16 protein-coding genes and 2 pseudogenes are annotated in these 21,519 nt (G+C 63.8%); 8 read left to right on the plus strand and 10 right to left on the minus strand.

What is annotated here, in order from left to right:
- Nucleotides 1–19: 19 nt before the first annotated feature.
- The 7 genes and pseudogenes from QE389_RS10075 to putA all read right to left on the minus strand — a co-directional run bounded on the left by QE389_RS10075 (nucleotide 20) and on the right by putA (nucleotide 8,971).
- Complete coding sequence (locus QE389_RS10075) at nucleotides 20–877, minus strand: hypothetical protein (RefSeq protein ID WP_307366894.1); 858 nt, start codon at nucleotides 875–877, stop codon at nucleotides 20–22.
- A 3-nt stretch (nucleotides 878–880) separates the two neighbouring features.
- Nucleotides 881–1,558 carry an ABC transporter ATP-binding protein gene (locus QE389_RS10080; protein WP_307366896.1) on the minus strand — a complete coding sequence of 226 codons (678 nt, stop codon included), beginning with the start codon at nucleotides 1,556–1,558 and terminating at the stop codon, nucleotides 881–883.
- On the minus strand, nucleotides 1,555–2,721 hold the full coding sequence (locus QE389_RS10085; protein ID WP_307366898.1) for a chain-length determining protein: 1,167 nt from the start codon (nucleotides 2,719–2,721) through the stop codon (nucleotides 1,555–1,557). Before QE389_RS10085 ends, QE389_RS10080 begins: the two co-directional genes overlap by 4 nt.
- Before the next feature lie 18 nt (nucleotides 2,722–2,739).
- A complete protein-coding gene (locus QE389_RS10090) occupies nucleotides 2,740–3,516 on the minus strand; it encodes an ABC transporter permease (RefSeq protein ID WP_307366899.1) in 777 nt (258 codons plus the stop codon).
- 98 nt (nucleotides 3,517–3,614) lie between these two features.
- Entirely contained in the window at nucleotides 3,615–4,928 is a 1,314-nt protein-coding gene (locus QE389_RS10095) for a glycosyltransferase family 1 protein (protein ID WP_307369024.1), read from the minus strand.
- A gap of 84 nt (nucleotides 4,929–5,012) precedes the next feature.
- Nucleotides 5,013–5,772, minus strand: a pseudogene (locus QE389_RS10100) (IS5 family transposase).
- Nucleotides 5,773–5,839: 67 nt separating this feature from the next.
- Entirely contained in the window at nucleotides 5,840–8,971 is a 3,132-nt protein-coding gene (putA, locus tag QE389_RS10105; protein WP_307366902.1) for a bifunctional proline dehydrogenase/L-glutamate gamma-semialdehyde dehydrogenase PutA, read from the minus strand.
- A gap of 109 nt (nucleotides 8,972–9,080) precedes the next feature.
- Here putA and QE389_RS10110 point away from each other — a divergent pair, with 109 nt between their 5' ends.
- From QE389_RS10110 to QE389_RS10140, 7 genes are all read left to right on the plus strand, one after another.
- A complete protein-coding gene (locus QE389_RS10110; protein WP_307366904.1) occupies nucleotides 9,081–9,542 on the plus strand; it encodes an Lrp/AsnC ligand binding domain-containing protein in 462 nt (153 codons plus the stop codon).
- Between the two features lie 128 nt (nucleotides 9,543–9,670).
- The gene (locus QE389_RS10115; RefSeq protein ID WP_307366906.1) at nucleotides 9,671–11,887 is read left to right on the plus strand and encodes an AGE family epimerase/isomerase; all 2,217 of its coding nucleotides are present in this window, start codon (nucleotides 9,671–9,673) and stop codon (nucleotides 11,885–11,887) included.
- Between the two features lie 109 nt (nucleotides 11,888–11,996).
- A complete protein-coding gene (locus tag QE389_RS10120; RefSeq protein ID WP_307366908.1) occupies nucleotides 11,997–13,082 on the plus strand; it encodes a glycosyltransferase family 1 protein in 1,086 nt (361 codons plus the stop codon).
- A 37-nt stretch (nucleotides 13,083–13,119) separates the two neighbouring features.
- Nucleotides 13,120–14,619, plus strand: coding sequence for a phosphomannomutase/phosphoglucomutase (locus QE389_RS10125; RefSeq protein ID WP_307366910.1), 1,500 nt, complete (start codon nucleotides 13,120–13,122; stop codon nucleotides 14,617–14,619).
- A gap of 72 nt (nucleotides 14,620–14,691) precedes the next feature.
- Nucleotides 14,692–14,955, plus strand: a complete 264-nt coding sequence (locus QE389_RS10130) for a hypothetical protein (RefSeq protein WP_307366912.1) — start codon at nucleotides 14,692–14,694, stop codon at nucleotides 14,953–14,955.
- Nucleotides 14,952–15,695 (plus strand): Crp/Fnr family transcriptional regulator, encoded by a 744-nt coding sequence (locus tag QE389_RS10135; RefSeq protein WP_307366914.1) that lies wholly within the window; start codon nucleotides 14,952–14,954, stop codon nucleotides 15,693–15,695. Before QE389_RS10130 ends, QE389_RS10135 begins: the two co-directional genes overlap by 4 nt.
- 52 nt (nucleotides 15,696–15,747) lie before the next feature.
- Nucleotides 15,748–16,395 carry a helix-turn-helix domain-containing protein gene (locus QE389_RS10140; RefSeq protein ID WP_307366916.1) on the plus strand — a complete coding sequence of 216 codons (648 nt, stop codon included), beginning with the start codon at nucleotides 15,748–15,750 and terminating at the stop codon, nucleotides 16,393–16,395.
- Here QE389_RS10140 and glmS read toward each other — a convergent pair.
- A pseudogene (gene glmS / locus QE389_RS10145) lies at nucleotides 16,382–18,197 on the minus strand (glutamine--fructose-6-phosphate transaminase (isomerizing)). The gene QE389_RS10140 and the pseudogene glmS overlap by 14 nt on opposite strands.
- A 158-nt stretch (nucleotides 18,198–18,355) precedes the next feature.
- On the opposite strand from glmS, the gene glmM reads away from it, so the two are divergent.
- Entirely contained in the window at nucleotides 18,356–19,705 is a 1,350-nt protein-coding gene (gene glmM, locus QE389_RS10150; RefSeq protein ID WP_307366917.1) for a phosphoglucosamine mutase, read from the plus strand.
- 42 nt (nucleotides 19,706–19,747) lie between these two features.
- On the opposite strand, the gene QE389_RS10155 is transcribed toward glmM, so the two are convergent.
- Both QE389_RS10155 and QE389_RS10160 read right to left on the minus strand, forming a co-directional pair.
- Nucleotides 19,748–20,650 carry a dienelactone hydrolase family protein gene (locus QE389_RS10155; RefSeq protein WP_307366918.1) on the minus strand — a complete coding sequence of 301 codons (903 nt, stop codon included), beginning with the start codon at nucleotides 20,648–20,650 and terminating at the stop codon, nucleotides 19,748–19,750.
- A 334-nt stretch (nucleotides 20,651–20,984) separates the two neighbouring features.
- The gene (locus tag QE389_RS10160; RefSeq protein WP_307366919.1) at nucleotides 20,985–21,518 is read right to left on the minus strand and encodes a hypothetical protein; all 534 of its coding nucleotides are present in this window, start codon (nucleotides 21,516–21,518) and stop codon (nucleotides 20,985–20,987) included.
- Between the last annotated feature and the right edge of the window lies 1 nt (nucleotide 21,519).

The following is a 21,519-nucleotide window of genomic DNA, read 5'->3' on the forward strand; positions in this document are numbered from 1 at the left end:
CCAACGCAAATCTCGCCTCTCAGAGGCTAGGTGGATTTGACACTTCGGTAATTTCAACCCCGCCGAAACTTATGTGCCCGTCGAACACGCCTTCCAGCTGAACCAGCCGCACTTCACTGGAGGCGGCCTCAGTCCACCGGTGCTCCATGATGATCTCGAAGTACCCAGGTCTGGATGGGGAAAATTCCTGAGCCTCATAAACCTCTACGCCGCCCCAATCGACGCGAAAACGAGAACGGCTCGCCCCCTCGTCGAATCCAAACTTGATCTTGGCCTGCCAGGTTGCCGGCCGCATGACGATATAAGGTCCAGAGATCAAAAAACGCGGCTTTCCTGTGATGTCGAAGGGCAGGCCCGACATCGCTAGGTCGACAGATCGCACATCGTAACTAAAGAGTTCTGGCGACCAGATCGCAGAAGCCTCACCCATAAGCAGGCCAAGCGCTTCCGCCGCAGCCTCTGATCGCGAACTGACGGATTTCGGCTGATCTGGACAAGCGACTTCGAGCCCCGGAGCGATCTCTATCAGCCGGCCTGCTTCAGTTGGCAGTACAAGCCGCCGCACGCCTTCGAGTCGAGCAGCGTCCCAGAGGCAGCGGGAAATAGATTCGATGTTGCAAGAACCATGACTTTCGTCATCGAGATCTGGCAAACCCAGCAGTATCACGATTTCAGAAACATCTGCCCCTCTGTCCAAAGCCGCCTCGACAGAAGTGCAGATGAAGAGAACGCCGTCACGCCAATCTTCGATCGAGTCTCTTTTCAAAGCATCGGACAGGCGCCATCCTTTTAAAGTGGCTTGGCTTGCAATTGCATTTCGCCAGCCCGTCCAGGACCTGCACGGCGGCAGCACAACGCAATGAGTAGGCAACGCCATAAATTATGCAGCCCTCAACCACGTGTATACTTCAACAGCTTCTTGCACATCGTCAAAAAGCTTAGCCTTTCCGCTCTCTATGATCAGCGCCTGATCGCAATAACTCGCAACCATATCGGTGTTGTGAGATGCCATTACAAACGCCCTATGCGCTCTATTCTGGAACAACTCTTCCTGACACTTGCGCTGGAAGCGTGCGTCACCAACCGCAACCAATTCGTCAATCAGATAGCAATCGAACTCGACCGCGAGGGACAGCCCAAAAGCCAGCCGCGCCCGCATACCAGACGAATACTGCTTCACGGGCCGCCGCATAGCGTTCCCTAGTTCAGCAAAATCATCCACCCTCGCCATCAGGTCTTTGAAGTCCCTGTCGTAGAGCCGCGCCAAAAATCTTACATTATCGATTCCCGTCAGTGAGCCTTGAAAGCCCCCTGCGAAGCCAATGGGCCAAGACGAAGTCATCCTCCAGGTAATCGTGCCTTCCGTAGGCCGGTCGATCCCGCCGAGCATGCGTATGAAGGATGACTTGCCCTGCCCGTTGCGACCAAGCAGAGCTAGCCGTCCATCTCGACGCAAGGAGAGGTTTAGATCAGAAAACAAGGGTTTGTGCGCGCCCGGGTGCGTACGACTCAACCCCTGGATCAGCAACCCTATTTCGCTAGGCACCAAATCGGTCATCCGAGCTGACGGTGTTCACGCACTCCCGCCCATATCAGCCAACCCAGACCGTAAATCAGCATTGTAGAAAAGAACATCGTAAGAACCGCAACGAGGCGACGCGGCTCTGTCGGCTTGTCCGGGTAGCTAGGGCTGACGATGCGCTCTAGGTAAAGTTTCTGGCGTCGAGCCTCCTGTTCGGCCGTGACGACGCCTGCGGTGGCTTCCGCCAGTTCCTTGTTGGCGAGTTCGCGCCGCAGCGACAGGTCCTCATAGCCGCTGATCTTGCTGGCGAGAGAGTTTGACGACCCCGCGATCTTGGCGCGTTCGGTGGCAACCTGACTTTCGTAAGCCGCGATACGAGAATCCAGCATAGGAAGTTGAGGGCTTCGGGGTGCGTCGGCGGCGAGTTGCGTACGCTCCGCCTTCAAGTTCGCGATCGCCGCAAGAAGGTTGCCTACGAGAGCAGAGCCCTCCGTCGCGGTGCGAGCAGGATCTATAAATTGTTCCCGGTTACGAAACGCCGCCAGTTGAGACTGGATTTCCGATAGTCGCGTCCGCGCCTCTTCCTGGCTTCGCTTGGCGTCACGAACCGCGTCTTCAGTCGCGCGTGTATTCATTCGGTTGACGAGCCGCTCCCCCCCATCAAGCATGGCGACATTGAGCGACTGCGCGATCTTTGGATCAAAACTCTCGACACGCAGGGTGCTGATCCCTGTCGTTGCGTCATATCCGGTGACGACAAACCGCTTGAAAGCTTTTCGCAAGCCCTCGTCAGAGTCGCCCTCCCAAAACCGAGGCCACCCCGTGAGGGGATCACCGCCTCGGGGCGCGAGAATCTTCTGAAGGTCAAAGCGCTGGCGCAACTCCTGAATTCCATCCGAAGACAGCACATATTCGTGCACAGCGAAGGCGTCAGAAGCCGAGGCAGACAGTCCCACGCCTTGCAAGACGAAGCCCAGGGACGTCGCCTGCGATTGATTGGCCTGCCGGACGACAAACCGCGCTTCAGACACATAAAGCGGTGACGCAATCAACAGATAGTAGATCGCAACCAGAAGCGTCGGAACCACCACAACGCTCAGAAAGCCCGTCGGCAGGCGACGCCACCAGCGCGTCTCCGTGGGGGATGACGTGATGAGCTGGGGGATCGGACCCACATAATTGATCTTTGTTTCGCTCATTGGTTTCGCCCAGCGGAGTTAGGATTCGGTTTCGATTAGTGGTCGAGCGCTTGAGATAAGCAAAAGGCCGACAATGTTGAAAACTGCACCAAAAGCCAGCGCATAAGGAACATCGTAATAGGTTTTGACAAACTCGCCAAATACAGATGAGCGCATCATCTCAACCGGATGCACGAAAGGCAATATGAGGAGGACTTTTCGAAACCCCGCCGGCAGCCATGCAACCATCGTGAACACGCCCGAAAGAGGCAGCATCAAGTAACCAATCAGGCCGATCAACCGCTCCATCACATCGAAACGCATGGCCAACCCGGTAAGGATCAGGGCAAAGCCTGTGGATATGAAGGCAAGAAGAAACCACCCCTCATACAGCAACAGGTAGTTACTTGGAGGACTTACCTGACCCACAGCAAGCAAAAAGACATAAACGACCGCATAGGCGATCGTAGCGCCTGCAAATTCTAACAAGACACGTGCTGTGAATATATGAAATGAACCAATCTGCCTATGGTAGAGTAGCCCCATGTTGCCTTGCAGCGCACCAGCTAGATAGCCAATCAAGTGTCGGATAAGAATCAGCGACATATAGGCCGTCATAACGAATGGCGCGAGGCGAATTCCGTGCTCGTATGCGGGCTTGGTGAAGCTCCACAGCACCATCACTCCGAAACAGAAGGCAAGCGGCTCGGCCACCAGCCATACAAAGCCAAGCCCCTCACGCCCGAAACGCGTGATGATCTCCCTCATCAGCAAGGCGAGAACGGTCCTGCAATGTCTTTTTATAGAAGCGATCATGGCACTGCCGCAATGGACCTAGGAATAAACCTCGACCGAGCAGATCGACCTTTTCTTCGTTTGCGCTCGATTGGAAGACCGGGTCAAGGGCCGGATACTCAACCTACGACCTTCGCGTAAAGATCGCGAAGCTTGAGCTGATAGGCGGCCGGGCTGAACGCCTCGGCCTGAACCTTTCCAAGGGTCTCGAAATTAAGCCGCATGTCCGCGTCTGCGTCGAGCGCCTGAATTCCACGAGCGATGGCGCGTGCGTCGTAAGGATCGACAATCAGCGCCGCGTCCCCAGCGACTTCCGGCAGCGCCCCGCCGGTGGACGTCAGCACAGCGGTCGACAGGGCCATCGATTCCAAAACAGGCAATCCAAAGCCCTCATAAAGCGAGGGGAATAATGTCGCCTTCGCGCCACGGACCAAGCTGATCAACAGAGAGAACGGCATATAATCGTATTGTCGGATGCGGTCTGCATTGGGCCCGCCGTCGCGCTTCACCTGTGCCAGAAGCGCCGTCTCGCCTTCATCCAGCCAAGCCCGACCGCCGATTATTATCAAAGGAGCTCGGGTTCCTGAAGCCAAGTAAGCCTCAACGATGCGTCCAAGATTCTTCTTAGGTTCGATAGCGCCGAAATGAAGGAAGTAATTCTTCCAACCTAAGTTGAATACGCCTTCGAGTTCCATCTCTACTTCGGCTTGTGGCCTATCAGAAAGGGAAGACGGTATGCTTACGGCCTGATATGTATTTGTAACCCGGCGCTCATCGACACCCAGCAAGCGTATCACATCCTGCCGCGTGGTTTCCGACACCACCGCGATATGATCCGCACGGCTCGCGACCTCTCGGCTCAACTTCATGTAGTTGGCTTTATCGTCCAACGTGGTGTGAGGAAGACGCAACGGTATCAGGTCGTGGAAAGTGTAGATGTTCGCCACGCCCTTAGCATGGAGCGGCAGATTAGCTGTCCAGTGCATGATGTCGGGCGCCGGAGCGTCGGATGTCGCTGCAAACGAAACAGGCGTTGATCGCCCGTAGGCATGAAAAGCGCGGTTAGCCAGGAAATACAGATCCTGGGCGGCCCAGAAACGGTCTGCAGCCGGCATCCCGCCTGAACGCGACGGCCAAATAACCTCCCCCGACGGCATGATTGGATAAGGCGACCGACCAAGCGGCGACGTGAGCGTATTTCTCCAACGACGCGCCTTTTGCTTACGGTTCAGCTTCTGAGGGGGACGTTCAGCATCAACGAGCATGGCCTCGTTGAGAACGTTCTGCGGCTTTTTAACACCAGACGGCCCATAGAGAACCTGCGTCCCCATGCCTAGGGCACGCACATTCTCCAAGAGATTTCGGCCGTATGTCGCGATCCCGGAGCCCCTAGCGAGAGCGAGATTAAAGCCGTCAATACAGATCGAGGTCATGGTCACCAGCAAGTATGCCAAAGGCACCTTGGACGATTGTGAAGACGGATCGTCAACCCCCTCTAGGCTGCGGTGACGATTTAGCTATTTGAGCCATAGCATGATGCTGGCGAGGGTGGTGAAGCCTTTGAAGTTGGAGGCGAGCTTGTCGTATCGGGTGGCGACGCGCCTGAAGTGCTTGATGTGGCTAAAGAAGCGTTCGACGCGATTGCGCTCCTTGTAGAGGTCGGCTTCGTAGGTGTGTTGTCGTTTGCGGTGGCGTCGGGGCGGCACGACGGGATCGCCCCCCTGATCGATGATCTTCTTATACAGGCGGTCGCCATCATAGGCCTTGTCGGCAAGGACGTTCTGGGCGGCCAGACCGTCGATCAGGTCGCAGGCGGGGGCCATGTCGTTCTGCTGGCCCGGCCCGAGCAGGATGCGCACCGGCAGGCCCAGTGCATCTACGCAGACGTGGATATTGGTTCCGAAGCCGCCGCGAGAACGGCCAAGCGCCTGGGCGTCCGCCCCCCTTTTTAGCCGCGCGCCGGCGGCCTGGGCATGAGCCGGATGACGGTCGCGTCGAGCATGACCCATTCCAGGTCGGGCTCGGCGGCGACCGCCTCGAACAGGCGATCCAGAACCCCATCTCGATCCAGCGATAACATCGCCGCTTGGCCCCCTGGTAGGGGCCGAACCGCTCCGGCAGGTCACGCCAGCGCCCGCCCGACCGCGCCATCCATAACAACGCATCCACGAACAGCCGACCATTGCTGCGCGGACCCCGTTTGCCTTTGCGACCGCCCGGAACGAACGGCTCGATCCGCGCCCACTGGTCGTCCCGAAGAACCTCGCCTTCCATCATCGCCTCCAAAGAGAAGCGTTGAATCAGAACCTCATCTATCCAGGATATCTTAAATTGTCACCACGGCCTAGAGATTCAACAGCGCCGGATCCCCGCCTTGCGCGGCGATGTTGACGCTGATCACCTTTTCAGCCGCGTATCGGATCAGGCTGTTGGGGCCGCCGGCTTTAGGGCCGGTGCCCGACAAGCCCTCGCCGCCGAATGGCTGCACGCCGACCACCGCGCCGGTGATCGAGCGGTTGACGTAGACGTTGCCGGCGGGGACCAGATCGACGACTTCGGCGGCGAAGGCTTCGATGCGGCTGTGGACGCCCAGGGTCAGGCCGTAGCCGCGCGCGGCCAGTTTGGAGGCGACGGTTCTCAGGTCGGCGCTATCGTAGCGATAGATGTGCAGGATAGGGCCGAAGACCTCGCGTTCGAGGAAGTCGGGCGTCGGGATTTCAGCGATGGTCGGGGCGAACAGGTCGCCTTTCTCGGCGCCTATCGGCAGGGCGGCGCGAGCGATGATCTTCGCCTCCTTCGACAGTCGCTCGACGTGGGCTTCCAAGGCGCGGCGGGAATCGGGATCGATAACCGGGCCGATGTCGGTCTTGGGATCGGCGGGGTCGGCGACGGTCTGGACAGCCAGCGCGCCCTTCAAGCCCTCGATCAGGGCGTCGGCCGAATCCTTGGGCACATAGAGGACGCGAAGCGCCGAGCAGCGCTGGCCGGCCGAGCCGAAGGCCGACTGTATCACATCGTCGATAACCTGTTCCTTCAGCGCCGTCGTGTCGATGAACATGCCGTTCAGGCCGCCGGTCTCGGCGATGAAGGGGATGATGGCGCCGGGGCGGGCGGCGATGGAGCGGTTGATCGCCGCCGCCGTGTCCGTGCCGCCCGTGAAGGCCACGCCGTCGACGCCCTGGTGCGTGACCAGGGCGGCGCCGACCGTCTCGCCACGTCCGGGGACCAGGGCCAGCAGGTCGGGTTTCAGACCGGCTTTGTGATACAGGCGCACGGCCTCTGCGGCGATCAGCGGCGTCTGTTCGGCCGGCTTGGCCAGGACGGCGTTGCCGGCGGCGAGCGCGGCGGCGATCTGGCCGGTGAAGATGGCCAGAGGGAAGTTCCATGGCGAGATGCAGGCGAAGACGCCGCGTCCGTGCAGGAACAGCTGGTTGGTTTCGCCGGTCGGCCCCTTCAGGGTTTCGGGCGCCGAGAAGTCGCGTTCGGCCAGCAGGGCGTAGTAGCGGCAGAAGTCGGCGGCCTCGCGCACCTCGGCGACGCCGTCGTTAAGCGTCTTGCCCGCCTCGCGGCTGAGCAGGGCGACCAGGCGATCCATGTCCGCCTCCAGCGCCTCCCCCATGGCGCGCAGGATCACGGCGCGTTTGGCGCCGCCCTGACGGTCCCAGGAGACCTGGGCGTTGGCGGCGGCTTCAACAGCGGCGTCGATGTCGGCTTCGGTCGCTTCCGACACATGGCCCAGCACCTGAGTGCGATCGAACGGATTGGTCACATCCTGGGCGTTGATCCCGGCGCGCAGGCGTCCGCCGATCAGAGGACCGGAGGTCAGCTTTTCGCGATCAACCAACTGCAGCGCCTTAGCGTGGGCTTCACGGTCTGCGGCCTGGCTGTAGTCGCGGCCGAGGGAGTTCTGACGATCGCCGTACATGTTTTTCGGAACCGGAATCTTGGGGTGACGGTCGGGCGCCTGCTCGACCAGGGAGATGGGATCGGCCGCGACGGCCGAGGCGGGCACACGCTCGTCCAGCAAGGCGTGGACGAAGGAGGAGTTGGCGCCGTTTTCCAGGAGGCGCCGCACCAGATAGGGCAGCAGTTCTTCGTGGCCCCCGACAGGCGCATAGGCGCGTACGATCACCGTCTCGTCGGACCATTTGTCGATGGCGGCGTCATACAGCGCCTCGCCCATGCCGTGCAGGCGCTGATGCTCGACCGTGACGCCACGATCGCGCGCCATGCGGCGCACGGCGGCCAGGGTGTGGGCGTTGTGGCTGGCGAACTGGCTGTAGATCGCCGGCGCGGCCTCGATCATCGCCTTGGCGCAGACCAGATAGTTCAGATCGGTCGCCGCCTTGGTGGTGAAGACCGGATAGTCGGTGCGGCCGAAGACCTGGGCGCGCTTGATCTCGGTGTCCCAATAGGCGCCCTTGACCAGACGCACCATCAGGCGACGGCCCGAACGGCGGGCCAGGTCGGCGACCCGCTGGATCGTCTCCAGACCCCGCTTCTGATAGGCCTGAACCGCCAGACCCAGGCCGGTCCAGCCACCCAGCGACGGCTCATGCGCCAGTCGGGCCAGCAGCTTCAGCGACAGGGCCAGACGGTCCGCCTCCTCGGCGTCGATCGTATAGTTGATGTCATATTTGGCGGCGATCTGGGCCAGGCGCAGGATGCGTGGATAGAGGGTCGCCCACACATCGTCCTCGTGCGTCGCCTCATAACGGGGCGACAGGGCCGACAGCTTCACCGACACGCCGTGGCCGTGCTCCGGCCCCTGGCCCTTTGAGGTCTTGCCCACCGCCTCGATGGCGTCGGCGTAGATGGTTTCGTAGCGATCCGCGTCGGCCATGGTCCGGGCGCCTTCGCCCAGCATGTCGAAACTGCACAGCCAGCCTTCCTTGTTCGACCGCTTCAGCGCCGCCTGAATGGTGCGGCCCACGACGAACTGCTCGCCCATGATCTTGACGGCGGTGGCCACGGCCTGACGGATGACCGGCTCGCCGATCCGGCCCGCGATCCGTTTCAGGAAGCCGGACAGGTCGGTGCGCGCCTCCTCGTCCACATCGACCAGCTTGCCGGTCAGCATCAGGCCCCAGGTCGAGGCGTTGACGAACAGGCTGTCGGACTGGCCGAGGTGTGCCGCCCAGTCGGCCGAGCCGATCTTTTCGGCGATCAGGCGGTCGCGCGTCTCCTCGTCCGGCACGCGCAGCAGGGCCTCGGCCAGACACATGAGGGCCAGACCCTCGCGGGTGCCCAGGCTGAACTGCTGCAGGAAGCTTTCGACCACTCCCTGTTTCTTCTGGCTGCGGCGCGCGTGCTCGACCAGGGCCGTAGCCTCGGCGACGACGGCGCGACGTTCGTCCGCATTCAGGGGGATGCGGGCCAGGTTGGCGGCGACGGCCGCGCGCTCGTCGCGGAACTTGTCGTGGTCCAGCCCGTCCCAGGCGGCCAGGCTCGAAGGCGTGAAGGCTGAAGCGGTCATGGCGGACAAATCCTGTGGATTCATCTCCTATATGTCGGAGTTCATTGAAAGTGCTTCGTATGATAGATCATCAAGCCGAAGATCATTCGCATTCAAGGGCGCTTTTCCGATGATCGATATCGACGCCGTGGATCGCCGCATCCTGCGGGTGCTGCAAACCGACGCCCGCATCTCCAACGCCGAACTGGCCCGGCGCTGCAATCTGTCGCCCGCCGCCTGTTTCGAACGGGTGCGCCGCCTGCGCGACAAGAAGGTCATCACCGGGTACGCCGCCATGATCGACCCGGCTCAGGTTGGTCGAGACCTGCTGATCTTCGTCGAAGTCCTGCTGGACCGCACCACCGGCGACGTCTTCGAAGCCTTCGCCGCCGCCGTCCGCAGTCAGCCGGAGGTGCTGGAGTGCCACATGGTCGCCGGCGGCTTCGACTACCTGATCAAGGCCCGCGTCGGCGACATGGACGCCTATCGCGCCTTCTTGGGCGACGTGTTGGTGCGCATGCCCGGGGTGCGGGAGACGCGGACCTATGCGGTGTTGGAAGAGGTCAAATCGACGACGGTGTTGCCGCTCTAGCCGCCGCGTCAATGCGTAGAGCGAACAGCATTTGATCGGTCTACAACTTTGGATGGGCGAAATAGGATGACGCCGCCAAGCTCCCGACCTAAGATACCGGTCAGACTGAAAGCTCATAGCGTTGATAAATGGCCACCATCTATCCCGTCATCATGTGCGGCGGCTCCGGAACGCGTCTTTGGCCTGCGTCCAGGCCGTCCCTTCCGAAACAATTTATTCCGTTGGCCGGCAATCGCTCGTTGTTCCAGGAGACGGTGAGCCGCGTCGCCGCCTTGGCTCAGAAAGGCCAATTGGTTGTGGTTGGCGGCATCGGCCACAGGGCCGCTATTCAAGACCAACTCGACGAGATCGGCGTATCGGCGGTGATTTTGCTTGAGCCGGAAGGGCGCGATTCATCGGCCGCCATGGCCGCAGCCGCGCTTTGGACGGCGGATCGCTCTCAGGACGCGGTCAATCTGTTCGTCGCCTCCGACCACCATATTCCCGACGACGAAGCCTTCCGAAAAGCGGTTGTCACGGCCGCAGCCGCAGCCAGCGAAGGGCGTATCGTCACGCTGGGCGTCGTTCCGACCGAGCCCTCGTCGGCCTATGGCTATATCGCCCCGTCCGGTCCTGGGCTGTCCGAAGTCTCGGCGTTTGTCGAAAAGCCGGACACCGAAACTGCACGACGCTACATCGCCGACGGCTATCTTTGGAACAGCGGCAATTTCATCGTCCGCGCCGACGTCCTCGTGGAGGAGATTCAACGACGGGCCGCAGCGGTGAACACAGCGGTTCGCAACGGGCTTGGCCAGGCCGATGTCGATGGCGACTGCCTGACTCTCGGGTCCGGCTTTTTGGCGGCCCCGAAGATTTCGATCGACTACGCGGTTATGGAGAAGACCAGTCGGGCTTCAGTTCTGCCTGTCCAGTTCGCCTGGTCCGACCTTGGCGCATGGGACTCGGTTCACGCATCGGGCGAAGGCGATGTCGGATTGCACGTGCTGGAGGATTCGGAAGGCTGCCTGGTGCGCGCCTGCGACGGCGTCATGGTCGCCGCCATTGGGTTGCGCGATGTCGGCATCATCGTTGAGCGTGACGCCGTCCTCGTTACCGACCTGAAAAAGAGCCAGGACGTCAAAAAGGTGGTCGAGCGCCTGCGGAGGCTGTCGCCTCAACACCTCGACTTCCCCAAGGCCGAGCCTCTGGAGACCTTGAACGACGGCGCCCTTCGGCTGACGACCTGGCTGAGACAGGCGGCGTTGCCTGTTTGGGCAAGCCTGGGCCAGGATCGCAACGGCAGCTTCGAGGAAGTCCTGGCTCTTGACGGCCGGCACGTCGCAACCGCCCGTCGCGCCCGTGTTCAGGCCCGCCAACTGCAGGTCTATGCCGAAGCGGGACGGCAGGGATGGCGAGGGCCATGGCGCGCCACTGTCGACGCTGGCCTGGAAAGCCTCGCCGCCAACTATCTTCGTCCAGACGGCCAGATGCGCACCGTCGTGGCCCCGGATGGGTCGCCAATCGATGAAACGGCCATGGTCTATGACCAGGCGTTTCTGATGTTCGCGCTCGCGTGCGCATCCAGCGCGACGGCTGACTATGCGTTGCAATCCAAGGCCGCAGCCGTTCGCGATCTTCTGATCAAGTCGGCTGACGCTGAAGGCGGCATTAAGGAGAATGGTCGTCACCCCTATCAGTCGAACGCCCATATGCACCTGCTGGAAGCCGCTCTGGCGTGGGAAGAGATCGGCGGCGACAAGGCTTGGTCCGAACTGGCGGACCGCATCGTCGGCTTGGCGCGAAGCCGGTTCATGGACGTCGAAACCGGCGCTCTGAGAGAATTCTTCCAATCCGACTGGTCGCCGGCGGCCGGAGAGGATGGTCGCCTGATCGAGCCAGGACACCAGTTCGAATGGGCGTGGCTTATCGCGCGATACGGCCGGCGTCGCGGTGACGCCGCTGCGATGAAGGATGCTTGGCGACTTTATGAGAACGGAGGGCGCGGAGTGGATCTGAAGCGCGGAATCGCCGTCGACGCCATGAATATCGATGGCGGCGTGCGAAGCGGTCGGGCCAGACTATGGCCCCAGACGGAGTGGCTGAAGGCCTCCCTGATTCTCGCCGAACTCAGCGACGGCTCAAAACGCATCGAGTGCCTGGACCAAGCCGCCAGAGCACAGAGGGCGGTATGGCGGTATCTCACGCCGCAAGGGCTGTGGCGCGACAAGCTGTTGGAGAACGACGACTTCATCGACGAGCCCGCCCCGGCCAGCTCATTTTACCACATCATGGCGGCGCACGGCCAGTTGCTGGCGACAGCGACGGCGGTGGGCATGGCGAACGTTGAAAGCCTTCGACTGGTCTAATTGGTCATCCAACGGCTTAGGCGGTCCATTGTATGACCGTCTCGCCTTCGTCATGCGAACCGTCTAGAAGTTCCGCCCTTACTCAACGGCTCAGGGTCCGCCCGCCTCAATGCGCATCGTTCTGGCCACCGACGCCTGGGAACCTCAGGTCAACGGCGTCGTCCGCACCCTGACCCGCACGGTCGCGGAGTGCCGCGCCATGGGTCATGAGGTCGAAGTCATCGAACCCAGCCTGTTCAAGACCATCCCCTGCCCCACCTATCCGGAGATCCGGTTGGCGCTGGGGGCGGAGGAAGAGATCCGCGAGATGCTGCGCGCCTTCGAGCCAGAGGCGGTTCATGTCGCGACCGAAGGCCCCATCGGCATCGCCACGCGCCGCATCTGCGTGGAATGGAAGCTGCCGTTCACGACCAGCTATCACACCAAATTCCCCGAATATGTCTCGGCGCGGTTCCCGATCCCGGTCCAGGTCGGCTACGCCTATATGAAATGGTTCCACAAGCCGTCGGGCCGGCTGATGGTGGCGACGCCGACCCTGCGCGACGAACTGGTCGAGCATGGATTCAAGAACGTTTCCCCCTGGTCGCGCGGCGTGGACACCGATGTGTTCAACCCCGATCTGGACCGCATCTACGACGAACTGGGCGGAAAAGACTGGCCCCGCCCTTTCTTCCTGAACGTCGGCCGGGTGGCGGTCGAGAAGAACATCGAATCCTTTCTTCAGCTGGACCTGCCCGGCACCAAGATCGTGGTCGGCGACGGCCCCGCTCGCGCCGAGCTGCAGGAGAAATATCCCGAAGCCAAGTTCCTGGGCGCCCGGTTCGGCGACGAACTGGCCCGCTGTTTCCGCGACGCCGATGTGTTCGTCTTCCCCAGTTGGACCGACACCTTCGGCCTGGTGATCCTTGAGGCCATGGCCACCGGCACGCCGGTCGCCGCCTATCCGGCGCATGGCCCCATCGACATCATCCCGGGATCGGGCGCCGGGGCGATCGACAAGGACCTGAAGACCGCCTGCCTGGCCTGCCTCGATCTCGATCGAAAGGCGGTGCGCGCCTATGCGGAGAAGTTCAGCTGGCGCGCCTCGGCCGAGCAGTTCGTCGAAAACCTGCAACCCTATCCCGAACCCGAGCGCGGCCGCTTCTGGCGTCGCCTGCGGCGCATCGCCCGTATTCGCAAACGGGCCGCCGCCTGATCGACCGGCCCGTCGAGCCTCCCCCCTAGGACAAGCCATGATGAAACCCCATCAGGACCTGAAGCCGAACACGGCGGCTTACGAAACTCAGGCCTTGGTCAAGCCGACCGGCTTTCGCGAATACGACGCGCGCTGGGTGCTGGAGAAGGAGATCAACCTTCTGGGGATTCAGGCGCTGGGTCTCGGGCTGGCGACCTACGTCCACGAGATCGGCGTCCAGCCGAAGATCGTCGTCGGCCACGACTTCCGCGGCTATAGCCTCAGCGTCAAACAGGCCCTGATCCTCGGGCTGCTGGAAGGCGGAATGGAGGTTCTGGACGTGGGTCTGGCCCTGTCACCCATGGCCTATTTCGGTCAGTTCGAACTGGACGCCCCCTGCGTCGCCATGGTGACGGCCAGCCACAACGAGAACGGTTGGACCGGCGTCAAGATGGGGGCGAACAAGCCCCTGACCTTCGGTCCCGACGAGATGGGCCGGTTGAAGGAGATCGTACTGAACGGCGAGGGCGTGGCCCGGCCGAATGGCAAGCTGGTGCGGGTCGATGACTTCCGAGAAACCTATGTCGCCGATGTGGCGTCCAAGGTTCAGATCAAGCGCCCGCTGAAGGTGGTCTGCGCTTGCGGCAACGGCACCGCCGGCGCCTTCGCCCCCGACGCACTGCGGCGGATGGGCGTCGAGGTGATCGAGATGGACACCGACCTCGACTACACCTTCCCCAAATACAATCCGAACCCCGAGGATCACGCCATGCTGGTGCAGATGGCGCAGCGGGTGAAGGACACAGGCGCCGACCTGGCCCTGGGCTTCGACGGCGACGGCGACCGCTGCGGCGTGGTGGACGACACGGGCGATGAAATCTTCGCCGACAAGATCGGTCTGATGCTGGCCCGCGACCTGTCCAAGGTCCATCCGAACAGCACCTTCGTCGTCGATGTGAAGTCGACGGGCCTCTATAAGACCGACGAAGTGCTGAAGGCCAACGGTGCCGAGGTTGTCTATTGGAAGACGGGCCACTCCTACATCAAGCGCAAGACCGCCGAACTGGGCGCCCTGGCCGGGTTCGAGAAGTCGGGTCACTTCTTCATGGCCGGCGACCTGGGCCACGGCTACGATGACGGCCTGGTCGCGGCGGGCGCCGTTCTGGCCATGCTGGATCGTAATCCCGGCAAAAAACTCTCGGAACTGAAGTCCGCCCTGCCCGACGCCTGGACCAGCCTGACCATGTCGCCTCACTGCGACGACGAGCTGAAATACGGGGTGCTGGAGCGGATCGTGAAGGACTATTCCGACCTGGCCGACGCGGGTGGCGAGATCCTGGGCCGCAGGATCGTCGAGGCCATCACCGTCAACGGCGTTCGCGTGCACCTGGAAGACGGCTCATGGGTCCTGGTCCGCGCCTCGTCCAACAAGCCGGAACTGGTCGTGGTGGTCGAAAGCATGCGTTCCGAAGACGACATGCGCGACCTGTTCCGCAAGGAGATAAAGCCGCGTCTGGCCGCCTACCCCGAGATCGGCGCCTTCAATCAGGAAATCTGACACTTAAGGCGCCGGCCCGCTGAACCATTCGGGGTTCAGACCGCTTCTCCCGCCACACGGTCGGAGGATGGATTGCCCCGCTATTTTTTCCATACCCAGAACGGCGAGATCGTCCGGGACGACCAGGGCGAGGAATTGCGCGGGGTCGAGGCGGCGCGGGAGGAGGCGGTCGCGGTCCTGGGCGAAATCCTGCGCTATCGCGGCGCGGCCTTCTGGACGACACGGCGATTCAGCGTTGTCGTGACCGACGACGCCGGTGGGACGGTGGTCAGCATTACGGCGGCCGCGTCCGACAGCCCGCCAGAGTACTGGACCGGGTCGGAAACGCCGCGATGACCAAGACCCGATCCGCGCCTCGAATCCAGACCCTGGTCGACAAGCTGAGTCGGCGCGATCGGCTTTCGGATGACGAGATCGTCGCCCTGAAAAAGGCGCTGGAACCGCCGCGATCCGTGGCTGTCGGCGCCGACATCGTGCGCGAACACACCCGGCCGTCGGCCAGTACTCTGCTGATTTCCGGCTTCTCCGCACGATACTCCAGCCTGGAGGACGGGTCGCGCCAGATCACCGAGATCAACGTCTCGGGCGACTTCATCGACCTGCACAGTCTGCTGATGAAGCAGATGGATCATGGGGTCGTCACCCTGACCGAGTGCGTGGTGGCCGACGCGCCGCACACCCGTTTGATCGACATCACCGAGCGCCATCCACACCTGGCGCGCCTGTTGTGGCTCGACACCATCATCGACGCCGCCATCCATCGGCAATGGCTGGTGGCCATGGGACGTCGTAGCGGCCTGGGCCACCTCGCCCACCTGGTCTGCGAACTCTATCTACGCCTTCAGGCGGTGGGTCAGACCGGCGGCCTCGGCTTCGAACTGCCCCTGACCCAGAGCGTTCTGGGCGACGCCCTGGGTCTGTCCACCGTTCATGTCAGCCGGCTGATCTCGGAATTGCGGGCCGAAGGGGTGGTTCAATGGTCGGGCGGCCGGGTCGAGATTCTGGACTGGCGCCGCCTGGCCGAGATCGCCGAGTTCGACCCCACCTATCTGCGCCTTCAGAGCGAGCCGGTCTGAACGCTTAACCCATGTTATCGCAGGTTGCGGCGGAGCGCGGTCTAGACGCTCCATGCCGACTTCCCTCCTACTGCCTTCGCTGCTGTCGATGCTGGCTGTCCAGGGGATAGATGAAGGCGACATGCGCCTAGCCCTGCCCGGCGCCCGGACGCTGCCCGAAGACCCCCGCGGAGAGCCGCAGGTCACGTTCATCCTGGGCGGCGTCGCCGCGCGGTTGGGGCCGCATCAGATTCTGTCTCAAGGCCTCGCGGGACAGGACGAGTTGATCAACTTCGACGCCGTCCTGCATCCGGGCCAGGCCGAGACCGCGATCTGGCTGACGCTTGGTCGGTTCCTGACCGTGTCCGCCAGGCGGCTGATCGATAAGATCGACAAGGGAACCCTGATCGACACCGGCCTGGCGGACCTCCGACGTCGGAATGCGGCGCTGGAGGCCGAACTGGCGCGTCACGCCGGGCTGAAGGTCGAACATCGCCTAGCCGCCCTGATCCTGAACATGCACGACCTGGGCGGCGGCGATGTTCTGGGGCTGCGTCAGAGCGATCTGGCCGATCTGATGCAAGTGCGCCGGGCCAGCGTATCGAGCGCCTGCAACGCCCTCAGCGACGCCCGTGCGATCCGCCTGCGACGCGGCGCGATCGAGATCGTCGATCCCGATATCCTGCGCCGCATCATAGAGCGGTCCGTCACTCCACCGTGACGGACTTGGCCAGGTTGCGGGGCTGGTCGACGTCCGTGCCCTTCTGGACGGCTGTATAATAGGCCAGCAACTGCACCGGCACCGCATAGATCAGGGGCGCGATCAGGGGGTGGCAGTCGGGGGCGTCGACGCGGCTGATGCCGGCGCCGTGCGGATCGGGCGCGGACTGCGGCGCGATCATGATGACCGGACCGCCGCGCGCGGCGACCTCCTGCAGGTTCGAGGCGGTCTTTTCGAACACGTCGTCCAGGGGGGCCAGGGCGATGGTCGGGGTCGCCTCGTCGATCAGGGCGATGGGACCGTGTTTCAGCTCTCCGGCGGCATAGCCTTCGGCGTGGATATAGCTGATCTCCTTCAGCTTCAGCGCGCCCTCCATGGCCAGGGGGAACATGGCGCCCCGGCCCAGGAACAGCACGTCGTCGGCCTTGGACAGGTCCTGAACCACGGCGCGGATGCTGTCGCCCATGGTCAGGGCCTCGGCGATCAGGCGGGGGCTTTCGAACAGGGCCTTGACCAGTTCGGCTTCCTGAGCGGCGCCGATCCGGCCGCGCGCCACGCCGGCCGTCACGGCCAGGGCCAGAAGGGCGGCGACCTGGGCGGTGAAGGCTTTGGTCGAGGCGACGCCGATCTCGGGTCCGGCGTGGGTGGGCCACAGCACCGCCGCCTCGCGCGCCATGGACGAGGAATGGACGTTGACCACCGCCGCCGTCTGCAACCCTTGCGCCTTGCACCATGTCAGGCTGGCCAAGGTGTCGGCCGTTTCGCCCGACTGGCTGACGGCGACCGCCACTGTGCGCGGCGACACGGCGGGGGAACGGTAGCGGAATTCCGACGCGATCTCGACGTCGCAGGGCAGGCCCGCCAGCTTCTCGAAGGCGTAGCGGCCGATCTGACCGGCGTAGAAGGCGGTGCCGCAGGCGACGATCTGGATGCGGTCCACGGCGGCGAAATCCACGCCCTGCGGCTTGGCCTTGCCCGTCACCAGGTCCAGATATTCCGAAAGGGTGTGCTGGACGCTGTCGGGCTGTTCGTGAATCTCCTTTTCCATGAAGTGGCGATATTCGCCCTTCTCGACCAGGGCCGAGGAGGCCGAGACCTGGACTACCGCACGCTCGACCGACTGGCCGGCGCTGTCGAACATCCGGGCGCCGCGATGGGTCACGGCGACATAGTCGCCCTCTTCCCAGATAGGAGATCTTCTGCGTGAACGGGCCGACCGCCAAGGCGTCGGAGCCCAGATACATCTCGTCCTCGCCCCAGCCGACGACCAGGGGGCTGCCGCGCCGCGCGCCCAGGATCAGGTCGTCCTCGCCGTCGATCAGCACCGCCAGCGCATAGGCGCCCGTCAGCCTATCCAGGGTGGCCTTGAAGGCCTCCAGCGGCGGCCTGCCCGTCTTCAGTTCGGCGTCCAGCAGGTGAGCGATGACCTCAGTGTCGGTCTGGCTCTCGTAGACATGGCCCTCGGCCGCCAGCTCGGCCTTCAGCTCGGCGAAATTCTCGATGATGCCGTTGTGGACCAGGGTGACGCACCCGGCCTTGTGCGGGTGGGCGTTGGCGGTGGTGGGGGCGCCGTGAGTGGCCCAGCGCGTATGGCCGATGCCGACCGTCCCCTTCAGCGGGGCCTCGGCGAGTTCAGCCTCCAGATTGCGGATCTTGCCCTTGGCGCGTCGGCGCTCGACCCCGTCATCGGTCATGACCGCGACACCGGCGGAGTCGTAGCCCCGGTATTCCAGCCGCTTCAGACTGTCGATCAGACGAGGAACGACGGGACCGTTTCCCGTGACGCCGATAATGCCGCACATGCCGCACGCTCCGAAAGAATAAAGGACCGCTTTGCACTGGCGGCCGTCTGGGACTAATCCACGCGATGGAGCCCCTTGAGCGGCCGTCTAGGCAATCTTTGGGCGGCCCGCATCAAAAATGGGGTTTCGGATCGTTACCCGACACACAAGGATCGGCCTTGGGCGACAGAAAATATTTCGGCACCGACGGCATTCGCGGGCGCGCCAACAGCCATCCGATGACGGCCGAGGTGGCCCTGCGGGTCGGTCTGGCCGCCGGCCGTCTGTTCAACACCGGCGACGACCGCCGACATCTGGTGGTGATCGGCAAGGACACCCGACTGTCCGGCTATATGATCGAGCCGGCCCTGGTCTCGGGCTTCGCCTCGGTGGGGATGGACGTGCGCACCTTCGGCCCCGTGCCGACGCCGGGCGTTGCGATGCTGACCCGGTCCATGCGCGCCGATCTGGGCGTCATGATCTCGGCCTCGCACAACGACTACGCCGACAACGGCATCAAGCTGTTCGGCCCCGACGGCTACAAGCTGTCGGACGAGATCGAGCTGAAGATCGAGGCCATGATGGACGACGACCTGGGCAAGGGCCTGGCGGCCTCCAACCGTCTGGGCCGGGTCAAGCGCATCGACGACGCCCAGGCCCGCTACATCGAGATCGCCAAACAGGCCTTCCCCAAGCGTCTGACGCTGCAGGGGCTGCGCATCGCCGTCGATTGCGCCAACGGCGCTGGCTACAAGGTCGCCCCCACCACCCTCTATGAACTGGGGGCCGAGGTCTTCCCCGTGGGGGTGGAGCCGAACGGGACCAACATCAACGCCGACTGCGGCTCGACCCACCCCGAGACCCTGGCGGAGGCGGTCAAACGCTACCGCGCCGACATCGGCATCGCCCTAGACGGCGACGCCGACCGCCTGATCGTCTGCGACGAGAAGGGCCAGGTGGTGGATGGCGACCAGATCATGGCCCTGGTCGGGCTGGACTGGGCGCGGCGCGGCCTGCTGACCGGCGGCGGCGTGGTCGCCACCGTCATGTCCAACCTGGGGCTGGAACGCCGCCTGAAGGCCGAGGGCCTGACGCTGGAGCGCACCAAGGTCGGCGACCGCTATGTGATGGAGCGAATGCGCGAAGGCGGCTTCAACATCGGCGGCGAACAGTCGGGCCACATCATCCTGCACGACCACGCCACGACCGGCGACGGCCTGATGGCGGCGCTCCAGGTCCTGGCCGTCCTGGTCGAATCCGGCCGGCCGATGAGCGTCCTGGCCCGCCAGTTCGATCCCGTGCCGCAAAAGCTGGAAAACGTCCGCTTCACCGCCGAAAGGCCGCTGGAGACCGAAAAGGTCAAGGCCGCCATCGCCGAGGCCGAGGCCGCCCTGAACGGTCAGGGCCGGCTTCTGGTCCGCCCCTCGGGCACCGAAAAGCTGATCCGCGTCATGGCCGAAGGCGACGACGAAGCCCTGGTCAAGCGCGTGGTCGCCGAAGTCGCCGCCGCGGTGAAGACGGCGGGCTGAGGACCCGAGGCCCAGCCTCGCCCTTGGAACGCAGCGTGGGGATCAGCGCGGCGCCAGCTGCGCCTCGAAGAAGGCCCCCACCCTGCGGCGCACGTCTGCCGTGGCGGCGGCGTTGGCCGGGACGGCCTGGCGGCTTCGGCTGGGGTCATCGAAGCCATGGACGGCGCCCTCATAGACGGTCAGTTCGACCGGCTCGCCCGCTGCGCGCGCCCGATCGACCAGCCGTCGACAGCTTTCGGGCGACACCTCTTCGTCGGCCGTGCCGACGAAGACCTGAACCGGCGCATAGGGCCTGTATCCTCGGGCGAAACGGTTCTGCAGGCCGCATCCGGGATACAGGGCGACGCCGGCCCGAAAGCCAAGGCGCCTCATGTCGCCCGGTTTGTCGTCGGCCAGGGCGGCCAGGGTCGCGCTGGCGCCATTGGAGAAGCCCATCAGACCGATGCGGTCGTCGGCCACGCCGTCCAAACTCCGCAGGAACCGCATCGCTCCATAGGCGTCCAGCGGCCGGATCGTCACCTCGTTCACCTCGGGCGGCCGCGTGGAATAGGTTCCGGCGGCGAAGCCCGTAGGATAGCCGCGCGGCCCGAAACTGTCGACGATCAGGACATAGAAGCCGCGCTCGGTCCAGTATTCGGCCCAAAACCTCAGGCGCCGGGTCAGGGTGGAGGCTGCATAGACGCCGTTCGCCTGAGACGAATAGACCCCGCCTCGACCGTGCATCAGAACCACAGCGGGCGCCCCGTCCCGCGACGCCCCGCCCGCGGGCCTGAAAAGATAGCCGACCAGTTCAGTGCGCGGTTCATCCATGCTGCGGAAGGTCACGCGCTCCGCCGCTTGCGCCGTTCGAACGGGCGTCGATGCGGCAGGCGGGTCTTGCCGCGCCAGGGCCGGGCCTGAGACGCCCAGCAGAACGGCCGCCGCCGCAAAAATCGCTCGCTTCATTCTCGCTGTCTCCATCCTCGCCGCGGCCACGCCTTTCGGCGCCCCTTACGCCCCCTTGACGCATCGGCGCGGTCACATCCTCCATCTGCGCCTTCGCAACCGTCCAAGACGAGGCCGAGCCCGGTCCTGAACCAGAACGAGCCTCCCTGTCGGGAAGGACTTGCGCCAAGACCGTCGAGTTCGGTTGCGCCGCCCAGGGATTGTCAGCGCAGGCCTGGCGCAGATTCGGTGCAGACCTGATCCTCGGACCGTATCGGCCGCCGGCGGCGCGCCGTCGCTTGCCCAAAAAACCTTCTCGGGGTCCGCGCCGCCGTTCGCACCCCGAGCGGTGGGTTCAGGATTTGCAGGCGGCGGGCGGAGCGCCGTCGCGGGCCGACAGTCTGCAGGAGCGATCGATCTCGTTCTGAATCAGGGCGCACGGATTGGCGGCGTTGCAGGGCGGGCGGGTCGCCGGGCTGACCTGGATGCAGCGTTCGACCAGGCGGGCGGCCGCGCTGGCGCCGATGGCGTCGCGGCAGGCGACCTCGCTGACCGGCACGCGAACAGGCGCCATGTCCGGGCCTTCCGGGATCGTGGCCTGCGGCTCCTCGGACGGGGTCTCGGCGGGCTTGGGCTGTTCGGGCGCGGGCGTCGAAGGCCGAGGCCGAGGCCGAGGCGCCGGGCTGGGCGTCTCCTCAGGCGCCAGGGGCACGGCGTCGATCACGTCGGTCGGAGGGGCGCCAGGGGCCGAGCCGCCCGGATCGGCCGGGCCGGTCCTGTGACAGCCGGTCACGAGCAGGACGCAGGCGGCCAGAGGAATCCACAGGGTCAGGATCGAGGGGGTGAGGCGCACGGGCTTGTCTCCGGTCAGGACCAGTCCGGCGACCATG

The sequence above is a fragment of the Brevundimonas sp. SORGH_AS_0993 genome (assembly GCF_030818545.1).
Classification (GTDB): Bacteria; Pseudomonadota; Alphaproteobacteria; order Caulobacterales; family Caulobacteraceae; genus Brevundimonas.